The sequence below is a fragment of the Rhodococcus aerolatus genome (genome assembly GCF_054783215.1).
Genome location: NZ_BAAGQZ010000057.1, coordinates 1 through 10,042, shown reverse-complemented (window position 1 = coordinate 10,042; position 10,042 = coordinate 1). Strand labels below are relative to the sequence as shown.

Genomic DNA, 10,042 nt, shown 5'->3' with positions numbered 1-10,042 from the left:
CACCTAGAATCAGCACCCAGGATCACGCGGAACACCGACTCACACACCACCTCCCTGGACGCGACCCCGCGTCGTCCCAGAACGCGACGGGTCGGCCACCCAGGTCGAGGCACACGTCGTCGGGTGCTGGCAGACCGAAGGGCACCGGGCCGCCCGGGTCGCTCGCGAGAGCTGCGGCGGCTTCGAGGCACAGCGCCCACTCGCGCGCGTGTGCGCTCGAGTCGGACGCTGAGTCACCGTTGAGCCGCACCTGAGAGCTGCCCAGGACGACGTCAACCGCGCCACCCGCCCAGGTGAACGGGGTGGAGGGGGAGTCGCAACCGCCCACTGCCATCTGCACTGCGGACCTCTTCCCAGGCACGAGAGCGCTCCCACAAGGGGGGACGCAAAACCGGGACGACTCAGAAGGTCGTCCGGTCTATCTCCGCGCTCAGGGCCACCGGGAAGACAGGAGGTCCGATTCCCTACGGCTGTAGGGCGCCTACTCACCGTAATGAGCCGCTGGAGGGTCGGCAAGTGGGCACGCGGTCAGAGCCCGAAATCACCGAGCACGGCTTCGCGGCCACGGAGCCACGCGGCGTCGAACTGCTCCGGGGTCACTTGGTAGACCCGGGCGAGGGCTTCGCGCACCTCGGGCTTGGGAGCGACCACGTATTGCTCCAGGCGTCCGATCTGGCGCTTGTTCAGGCCCGCCGCGGCCGCGGCGTCGTCCGCCGTCATCCCTTGCCAGTGACGCAGGTCGGTCAGCGTCGCCTCGCTGGGCGAGATGGTCGTCAGGTGGGAGACCCCGACACGCAGGGCGTCGGCCAGACGCTTGGCCGCCGGTGCGGCCGGACTGTATCGGCCCGCTTCCCACGACCAGATCGACTCGGTGCTCACGCCGCTCAAGATCGCGAGCTGGGCTGGTGTCAGCCCCAGCTTGCTCCGGAAGGCCACGACCGCCTCGGGGTTGAAGCCCCGCAGCTGGCCAAGCGGCATTCGTGACCTCACCTCGTCTGTGCGCTGAGGGGCCATCGTTTCACCACCGATCTGAGGTCTCGAAGTCTCGGCTGGTCGCCAGATACATCCACCGGAGTTAATCACAGTCGTAATGCAGCGTCGCCTGTCGAGAAGTCCTCGGCAGCAGGTTTCACCGGGGCTCAAACCTGTAGCGAGGCTGGGTAGACAGGCGTGGAGCGAGCGCCCTAGTGTCACTAAGCAGAGTCATTATTCACGGTCGCTGTGGTCAACAACTGATCACGGCAACACGCCGGGAACCGGATGCGCCGTCCGCCCGTCCGTACTGGCACTCCGGCGAACCTGCCTCCTCCTGACCGACACGCACCCCTGGAGCTACCGCCATGACCCTGTTCCTCTGCGCCACCCTGTTCGCCCCGGTGACCGCCTGGGACCTGGCGTGAGCGCCGACAGGGTCGTGCGTCGCAGCGGCGGGTGGACGGCTGCGCTGGGTGAGGCCTCCCCGGCGACGGAGCGCGACGCGGACCAGGACACGACCGCCCCGCCGCCGCCCGCGGTGTCGGCCCCGGCCGCCCCGCCCCGGCGTGAGGACCCGACGGGCCCGCTCGCTCTCCCGCTGCCCCCGCAGCCCGCCCGGCCGCCGCGCCAGCCCCCGCTGCCGCAGCAGGCCGGACCCGTGGGCCGTCAGGCCCCGTCGCTCGCACCAACCCCGCCGGCCCCGTCGTGGGACGGAGCCCCTGAGTGGAACAGCACCCCCGGCCACTCCGAGATCGGTCGCGAGGTGCTGTTCCGCCCGGCGAAGCGGCCGCCGGCCTCGGGCTGGCGCCGGATGGTGCACCGCATCTCTGGGGGAAGCGTGAACCCGGGGGAGTCGGTGGAGGACGTGCGCCGCCGCGAGCTCATCGAGCGGGTGGGACAGACCATCCGCGGCGACTACAAGATCGCGGTGCTGTCCCTCAAGGGCGGGGTCGGCAAGACGACGACCACGGCGGCCCTGGGGTCGACGTTCGCCTCGCTGCGCGGGGACCACGTCGTGGCGATCGACGCGAACCCTGACCGGGGAACCCTGGCGGGGCGCATCCCGATCCAGACGACGGCCACGGTGCGGGACCTGCTCGACCAGGCCGAGACGATCCACCGCTACTCCGACGTGCGGGCGTTCACCTCGCAGGCGCCGTCGCGGCTGGAGGTCCTGTCTTCGGAGCGCGACGTGTTCAAGTCGGAGGCGTTCTCCGAGGCCGACTACCTGGCCGCCACCGGGGTGCTGGAGAGCTTCTACAACCTGATCCTCACCGACTGCGGCACCGGGCTCACGCACTCCGCGATGACGGGGGTGCTGGGCACGGCGGATGCCCTGGTGCTGATCTCCTCCCCCGCGTTGGACGGGGCCCAGTCGGCCGACGCCACCCTGGGGTGGTTGGAGGCCCAGGGTTACGGGCACCTCGTCGAGCGGACCGTGGTGGTCATCTCCGCCTCCCGCCCCGGTTCGGCCGCGGTGAACATGGCCCAGCTGGTGGAGCACTTCGAGTCCCGGGTCCGCGCGGTGCGGGTCGTCCCGTTCGACTCCCACCTCGCCGAGGGCGCCGAGATCGACCTCGACCGGCTCACCCCCGCGACCCGCCGGGCGTTCGAGGAGCTGGCCGCGGTCGTCGCCGACGACTTCCCCGCCGCCGCCGGGCGCCACCACGGCCCGCAGCGCGTCCGACGATGAGCACTGAGACGGGCGGGCGACCGTGAGCGACGACGACACCCCGGGCGGAGGCCGGTCCCCGCTGCTGGTCGGTGCTGCCCTGGTGGGTGCGCCGCTGCTGATCGTGGTGCTGCTGGTGCTGGTCATCGGCGGCGCCACGCCCCCGCCGTGCGGGCCCGGCGGGGCCGCCGGCCCCGGGTCCTCACCGGGGGTGGGCCCGTTGTCTCCCAACGGCATCCCCGGGGCCTACGTGCCCCTGATCCAGGCGGCCGGGACGGTGTGCCCGGAGTTCCCGGCCCCGGTCATCGCCGCCGAGCTCAAGCAGGAGTCCGGGTTCAACCCCAACGCCGTGTCGGAGTCGGGAGCGCAGGGCATCGCCCAGTTCATGCCCGCCACCTGGCCGTCCTACGGGGTCGGGTCCCCGTTCGACCCGGCCGCAGCGATCCCCGCCCAGGCCAAGTACCTGTGCGAGATGGCCGGGCAGATCAGCGCCGCCAACGCCTCCGGGCAGCTCCACCTCACCGTGTCGGTGACCGAGGCCGCCCTGTTCGGCTACAACGCCGGCCTGGGCGCCGTCCTGGCGTCGGGCACCGGGGTGCCCACCAACTCCCAGTCCGCGGACTACGTCCCCCGGATCATGGACATGGCCCGCACCGAGTTCTCCACCGCCGGCACCACCGACGGGGCACCCGCCCCCGCGGGTGGCGCCGGGGTGCAGGCCGGCGCCCCGGCACCCGCCGCCGTGCCCACCGGGTGCGGCGGCGCCGGGGTGCAGGTCACCGTCACCCAGGTCACCTACCCGGTCCCCGGCGGGGGCGGGACGCAGCCCGCGGACCTCTACACACCCGCCGGGGCCGGGGCGGGCACCACGCCGCGCCCGGTCGTGGTGATGGTCCACGGCGGCGGGTTCTTCTTCGGGGACCGCTCCGAGCTGGCCGAGGCGGCGAAGGCCGCCGCCGAGCACGGCTACCTGGTGCTGAACGTCGACTACGACCTCGGCGCGCCCCGGTGGCCGCGTGAGCTCGACCAGGTCGGCGCGGCCATCGACTACGCCCGCACCGCGGTCCCGGGCGTGGACCCGGCCCGGGTCGCCCTGCTCGGTGACTCCGCCGGCGGGGCCCTGGTCCTCGAGGCGGGGATGCTCGGGGACCACCACGGGGTGCAGGCCGTGGTGTCCTGGTCCGGGCCCAGCAACTTCACCAGCCTGTCCGCGCAGGTGCCCCCACCCGCCCCGGGGACGGCGCAGCTCGCGTCGTACCAGCAGGCCGCGTCGGTCGCGGACCCCACGATCTACCTGGGCTGCCTGCAGGTCGTGTGCCCGGACCTGTGGGCCCAGGCGTCCCCGGCGCTGTCCCTCACCGCGGGGGCACCCCCGGTGATGATGGTCAACTCCACCGTCGAGCTCGTGCCGCTGCCGCAGGTGGCGGAGATGACCGACGCCCTGGCCCGGCAGGGCCAGATGTCGAGGACGCTGGTCTTCCCCGGTGACCGGCACGCCACCGCCTACACCGCCGACGCCAACGCGCCCACCCTGGCGTGGCTCGACGAGACGCTGCACTTCACCCCGCCGCCGCCCCCGGCGGCGGTCGCGGGGGTCGGCTCCGGGGGTGGTGGTCCGGCCGCGCAGAAGGTCGTCGCCGCCGCCCAGTCCCAGCTCGGGGTGCCCTACGTGTGGGGCGGGGTCACCCCCGGCGTCGGCCTGGACTGCTCCGGGCTGACCCAGTACGCGTTCGCCCAGGCCGGTGTCCCCCTGCCCCGCGTGGCGCAGGACCAGTACGCGGCCACCGCCTCCACCGCGTTGCCGGGCGGGTTTAACCCTGCCTCCTACCAACCCGGGGACCTCCTGTTCTGGGGGACGCCTCAGAACATTCACCACGTCGCCATCGCGATCGGCAACGGGCAGCTCATCGAGGCGCCCGACGTCGGGCAGAACGTCTCCGCCCGCCCGATCTATGAGTCCGACTTCTTCGGCGCCACCCGCCCTCTCGGGGCGGCGCCCGCACCGGGAGGCCCCCAGTGACCCGACCCTCGATGACCCGCCCCGCCCTGGTTCGCCCGGGCGGGCCTGGGCCCGCTCCGCGCCGCCGTCTCGCCCTCGCTGCCACTGTCGCGACGGCGGGGGTCCTGGCCGCGGCGTGTGGCAGCTCGACCCCGCCGTCTACGGCCGGGGCGCCGACGTCGGCCCCGGTGGTCAGCACCTCCTCGGTGCCGGCGTCGGCGTTCGTGACTCCGCCGAACGTGGCCGCAGGGACTCCGGGCACCCCGCGGGGTGAGCCGAGCACGCTGCCGGTAGTCACGGACGCCGACCAGGTCGCGGCCGCGTTCGCCACGGCCACGTTCACTTATGACACGGCGATCGACGTCTCCCCGCACGACGCGCAGGTCCGCTCCGCGGTGTTCGCGGACCCCACCTTCTCGACCGTGCTCACCGCGCCTGTGCCCTCGACGGGGGACGCGGAGTTCACCGAGCTGGCCGCCCACCAGGGCTACACCACGGTCACCCTGGCCCCGAACACCGACGACGGCCGCCCCGCCGACCAGCTGCGCTCCGCGGCCCGCTCGTTCCGGGTCACCCCGATCGGGCACGGCACCGACGGGTGGACCCAGCCGCTCACCTCCCGGGTCATGTACGTCTTCCTCGTCCGCTCCGCCGAGCAGCTGCCGTGGCAGGTCGACAAGGTCTCCTTCACCTCCGCCGGGGCGACCCGATGACCGCCGTCGGGCCTCGCCCGGGCCCCCGCCCCGGCACCCGGCCCCGCCCCAGTGGGCGGGGTGGCTCCACCCGCACCGCCCGCGGTGCGGGCCCTGACCCGGTGACCACCGCCGACGGGCGGGTCCTGCACGTCCCCGCCTTCCCGAAGCCGCGGGTCGAGCTGGGCACCGACACCGACCCCGACGTGGTCCGGGTCGGCAACGTCGTCGTGCCCGCCGAGCAGGGCGAGACCCCGCGGGACACCGCGGTCCGGGCGCTGGTCGCCCAGGCCCGTGAGCTCCGCGGCCCCGACGGGGCGCTGCGGGCGGAGGTCACGGCCCCGGGCTCGGAGCGGGTCTGGCAGGTCGTGGTCACCGGGGACGGGGAGCTCATCGACGCCACCCCGCCCCCCTCGGTGCGGGAGCAGGGGTGGCGGCACTGGTGGCTCCTCGGCGCCGCCTCGGCCGTGGTTCTCGTCCTGGCCGGCATGACCGCCGTCGTCCTGACCACCCGTTCCGACCCGGCCCCGCGGGTCGCGGCGGCCCCGCCGCCGCCGCCGCCGTCGGGGACCCCCACCCCGTACCCGGTGCTGCCCCCGACCGGGTTCAACGGGCTGGCGGACTGGTCGACCCCGATCGCCGCCCGCTCCACCCCGATCGTGACCGGGGACGGCACGATCCTCGCCCTGACCGGCACCGGGTCCGGCGCTGCCAGCGCGGTCAGCGCGATCGACCCCACCACCGGGGTCACCGAGTGGTCCGCCGGGTTGCCCCGCGGTGCCGGGACCAGCGGGGCCGCGGACGCCCTGCACCTGACCAGCATCGACCGGGTCCCCGCCGTCGCCGTGGCCACCACCAGCACGGTGGCGTGGTGGGCGCTCGACGCAGCTGCGGACGGCTCCCGGGTCTCCGGGCAGGTCGAGCTGCCCGCGCAGTCGCAGGTGTCGTGGGCCGGGGACACCCCTCTGGTCACCCTGCCCGGGCAGCGGGCCGCGGTCCTCACCGCCGGGGCCCTCGACACCCGGGCCGTCCCGGCGGGGGCGACCGCCCTCGGCGCCGTCACCCAGCCGACCAGCTCCCCGGTCGTGGTGGCGGCGAACAGCGTCGGGCAGGTGTGGCGCCTGCCCGCCCAGGACCCCACCGCGGCCCTGCCGGCCCCGGTCACCGCCGCCACCCCGGCGGGAGCGACCGGGGTGGAGTCCGTCGCCGGGTTCACCGCCACCCCCGCCACGACCACCGGCCCCCGCCGGGAGGTGCTGGCCCTGACCTGGTTCACCCCCGCCACCACGACCCGGCTGGTGACCCTGCTCGACGCGACCACCCTGGCCCCCCTCACCGACCCCGTCGGGGTGACCACCACCAGCCTCGCCACCACCGGGTGGACGGTGTCCCCGCGGCACCTCCTCACCACGGTCGGCCCGGTCCTGCTCGACCTGCCCGCCGCCGCCGCGCACGTGCTGCCCGACTCCTGGCGCACCCAGGCCGTCACCGACACCGCCGTCGTCGGCACCGCCCAGCCCTCCGGCTCGGCCCCGGAGCGGGCCCTGGTCTCCCCGACCGGGGTGCAGACCCCGCTCGGGTCCGGCGCGGCCCCCGTCGGCATCGCCGCCGGCCGTGCGGTCGTGGTCGCGACGGTCGGGCAGGACACCACCCTCTACGGGCTCCCCGCCGCACAGGGCGCGGCGACGCCGACCCCGTCGGTGTCCGCCCCGGCCCCGCCGCCGCTGCCCTCCGCGGCCCCGGTCCCGTCGAAGGCCCCCAGCCCCACACCCACCCCGACGCCGACCGCGGCCCCCGCACCGCCGGCCCCGTCGCCGCCGCCGTGACCCGCCGCGCCCCCGCACCCGTGCGTCGCTGCTGCTGTCCTGGGAAGGACCCCCGATGACCGAGATGAACCCGCTGTTCGCCCCCGCCGCTCCGCCGCCCCCGCCGCCGGAGCGGGTGGAGTCCTCCGCCGTCCTCGGCGAGGACGTCGCCGCCACGTTCGGCCCCACCGAGCCGCTGCACACCGTCTCCGCCCCCGGCGGCGACGGTGTCCCGTGGGCGCGGGTCACCGTGGACCCGCTGCTGTGGGTCGTCGGGGTCCACGGCGGCTCCGGGTCCGGCACCGTCACCGCCCTGCTCTCCGGGCTGGCCCCCGCCGGGGACAACCGGCCCGTGCTCAAGCTCCGCGAGCAGCTCCCCCAGGCCCCCGCCGGCTACCCGGCCCCGCGGGTGCTGCTGGTGACCCGCACCCACATCACCGGCCTGTCCGCGACCGCCCGCCTGGCCCAGCACTGGGCCACCGGACGCACCGGCATCCACCTCATCGGGGTGGCCGCCCTCGACGACGCCCCCAAGCTCCCCCCGGTGCTGGTCGGGGAGGTCCGCCGCCTCGCCGGGATGGTCCCCGCCCTCTGGCACCTGCCGTGGGTCGAGGCGTGGCGCACCGACCTCGACCTCGACCTCGACAGGTTGCCCCGGAGGACCCGCCGGTCGGTGACCGCGATCCACTCCGCCGCCGCGAAGGCGGCCCCCTCACCGGACGACCGCACCACCCGCGTCGCTCAGACCCCCATCCCCGACCGCCACCCGGTCTCCTGACCCACCCACCCAGGAAGGCATCCCCATGACCAGCAGCAGCACCCCGGACACCGTCGTCCTCGCCCAAGGCTCCGGCATCCAGATCAACAGCACCCAGCCCCCCGGAACCCAAGGGCTCATCACCGTCGTCAACTACATCGCCTGGGGCGCCTTCGCGGTCTGCCTCATCGGGTTCGTCATCGCCGCCGCCTCCATGGCCATCAAGCACCACCGCGGCGAGGAGATGGCCTCCATGAAAGGCCTCGGCATGTCCCTGATGGGCACCGTCCTCATCGGCGCCGCCGGAGCCATCGTCGGCTCCGTCACCTAGAACCAAGCCCTACCCCACCCGCACCCCAGACCACCAGGAGGCCGCCGTGTTCGGTTCCCGCCGCGACGACACCACCCCCACCACCGGACCCAGCCGCGGCTTCGCCGCCGCCGCCGGCCTGATCGGCCTGGTCGCGATCGGCCTCGTGGTGGTCCTCGTCTACGCCTTCACCCGCCCCGACAACGCCACCCCCACGACCGCTGCCCCAGCGACCCAGACGACCTCGGCCGGGGCGCCCAGCTCGGCCGTCCCGACGTCGACCGACGCCGGCGGCGGGGAGCAGGGCCGCCCCGCCGGGTGCGCCACCACCGGCACGGACCAGACCGTGCCCACGTCGTCCCCGGCCGGGATCACGTGGGGGCTCGCGTCGGGGGTGGCGGTGCCGTCCTCCTCGGCGGACGGTCCCGCGCTCCACGCTGACGCCGGGGTGGCCTACTGCTACTCCCACACCCCGGTTGGGGCGCTGCTCGCGGCGTCGAACATCGGGCAGGGAACGGGCAGCAAGCAGGCCCAGCAGGACGCCACGTTGAGCTGCTGCGTCGTCCCGAACCAGTACGCCGCGGCCGTGAAGCCCGCGGGCAGCGACTCGACCTCGCCGACGAGCATCCAGCTCGCCGGGTTCCGGTTCATCACCTACACCCCCGATCAGGCCAGCATCACCCTCGCCTACAACGTCGGCGGCGCCACCGGCCAGTACAGCGGGCTCACGTTCGCGCTCCAGTGGTACTCGGGTGACTGGCGGGTCGTTCCCCAGCCGGGCCCGAGCATCGTGGTCACCGCGGCGTCGCTGCCCAGCCTCGCGAGCTTCACCCCGTGGTCGGGGGTCAGCTGATGTGCGACTTCCTAGACCTCAAGTGCTACGGCTCCTCCGCCGTCGGCACCGCCGTCTCGAAGGTGACCAACTCCGCGTTGGACGAGCTGCGGCACTCGGCCGCGGACATGGTGACCTCGATCCTCAAGACCCTGGGCACGTTCTGGCTGAACATCCCCTCCCCGAAGCTGGGGGACGGGTCAGCGCAGAACGCAGGGGTGGCGACCCCATTGCAAGCCGACCTCGGCTACTTCACCCTGCTGGCCGCGGTAGTGGGGTTGATCCTCTGCGGGGCCCGCATCGGGATCACCGCGAAGGGTGAGCACGCCGCCGAGGGCGTGAAGATGCTGGTCCGTCTCATCGGGGTCACCGCCGCCGGAGGGGCGGTCGTGGCGCTGCTGATCGACGCCGGGGACCAGTTCGCCCCGTGGGTCATCGAGCAGGCCACCGGGTCGTCGTTCGACCAGTCCGCCCCGTCGCTGCTGGGCAACGAGTCGCTGCTGGCGCTGACGCCGCTACTGACCATCGTGACCGGCATCTTCGCGGTCCTCGGGGCCGGCGCGATGGTCATATTCATGATCATCCGGGGTGGTCTGCTGGTGGTGCTGGTCGCGGTGTGGCCGCTCGCGGCGTCGCTGTCGACGACCGAGCAGGGCTTGCAGTGGTACAAGAAGATCAACGCCTGGCTTATCGCGTTCGTGCTGCTCAAGCCGGTCGCGGCGATCATCTACGCCTCCGGGTTCGTCCTGCTCAACGGAGCCGGAAAGTTCACCACCGACGACCCCACCACGACCGCGCTCATGTCGACCCTGACCGGGACCGCGGTCCTGGCCCTGGCCGGGCTGTCGCTGCCGGCGATGCTGCGCTTCGTCGCCCCTATGACCTCGGCGGGGTCGGGTGCCATGTCCGGTGCCGCCCTCGGGGCGGCTGCGGTCGCCGTCGGTGCCGCGGTCGTCACCGGCGGGGCCGGGGCCGCCGCTGGTGGTGCCGGGGCGGCCGG

At 74.3% G+C, this 10,042-nt stretch carries 8 protein-coding genes and 1 pseudogene; 8 read left to right on the top strand and 1 reads right to left on the bottom strand.

Annotated features, from left to right (window positions below):
* Positions 1-528 precede the first annotated feature (528 nt).
* The gene (locus ACYVOF_RS19895; protein WP_460869633.1) at positions 529-936 is read right to left on the bottom strand and encodes a helix-turn-helix transcriptional regulator; all 408 of its coding nucleotides are present in this window, start codon (positions 934-936) and stop codon (positions 529-531) included.
* A gap of 460 nt (positions 937-1,396) precedes the next feature.
* On the opposite strand from ACYVOF_RS19895, the gene ACYVOF_RS19890 reads away from it, so the two are divergent.
* The 8 genes and pseudogenes from ACYVOF_RS19890 to ACYVOF_RS19855 form a co-directional block, all read left to right on the top strand.
* Entirely contained in the window at positions 1,397-2,668 is a 1,272-nt protein-coding gene (locus tag ACYVOF_RS19890; protein ID WP_460869631.1) for a MinD/ParA family ATP-binding protein, read from the top strand.
* A gap of 22 nt (positions 2,669-2,690) precedes the next feature.
* The gene (locus tag ACYVOF_RS19885; protein WP_460869629.1) at positions 2,691-4,667 is read left to right on the top strand and encodes an NlpC/P60 family protein; all 1,977 of its coding nucleotides are present in this window, start codon (positions 2,691-2,693) and stop codon (positions 4,665-4,667) included.
* Between the two features lie 218 nt (positions 4,668-4,885).
* On the top strand, positions 4,886-5,359 hold the full coding sequence (locus tag ACYVOF_RS19880; RefSeq protein ID WP_460869627.1) for a hypothetical protein: 474 nt from the start codon (positions 4,886-4,888) through the stop codon (positions 5,357-5,359).
* Positions 5,360-5,460: 101 nt separating this feature from the next.
* The gene (locus ACYVOF_RS19875; protein WP_460869625.1) at positions 5,461-7,164 is read left to right on the top strand and encodes a hypothetical protein; all 1,704 of its coding nucleotides are present in this window, start codon (positions 5,461-5,463) and stop codon (positions 7,162-7,164) included.
* A gap of 55 nt (positions 7,165-7,219) precedes the next feature.
* Entirely contained in the window at positions 7,220-7,921 is a 702-nt protein-coding gene (locus tag ACYVOF_RS19870; protein WP_460869623.1) for a DUF6668 family protein, read from the top strand.
* Between the two features lie 25 nt (positions 7,922-7,946).
* Positions 7,947-8,231 carry a hypothetical protein gene (locus ACYVOF_RS19865; protein WP_460869621.1) on the top strand — a complete coding sequence of 95 codons (285 nt, stop codon included), beginning with the start codon at positions 7,947-7,949 and terminating at the stop codon, positions 8,229-8,231.
* Positions 8,232-8,277: 46 nt separating this feature from the next.
* Positions 8,278-9,063 (top strand): hypothetical protein, encoded by a 786-nt coding sequence (locus tag ACYVOF_RS19860; RefSeq protein ID WP_460869619.1) that lies wholly within the window; start codon positions 8,278-8,280, stop codon positions 9,061-9,063.
* Positions 9,045-10,042 (top strand): annotated as a pseudogene (locus ACYVOF_RS19855) (hypothetical protein); the annotation flags it as partial. The gene ACYVOF_RS19860 and the pseudogene ACYVOF_RS19855, both read left to right, overlap by 19 nt.

Excerpts from the sequence above, each read along its gene's own strand:
- ACYVOF_RS19870 (WP_460869623.1), top strand. The coding sequence starts at position 7,220 with ATGACCGAGATGAACCCGCTGTTCGCCCCCGCCGCTCCGCCGCCCCCG.
- ACYVOF_RS19865 (WP_460869621.1), top strand. The coding sequence starts at position 7,947 with ATGACCAGCAGCAGCACCCCGGACACCGTCGTCCTCGCCCAAGGCTCC.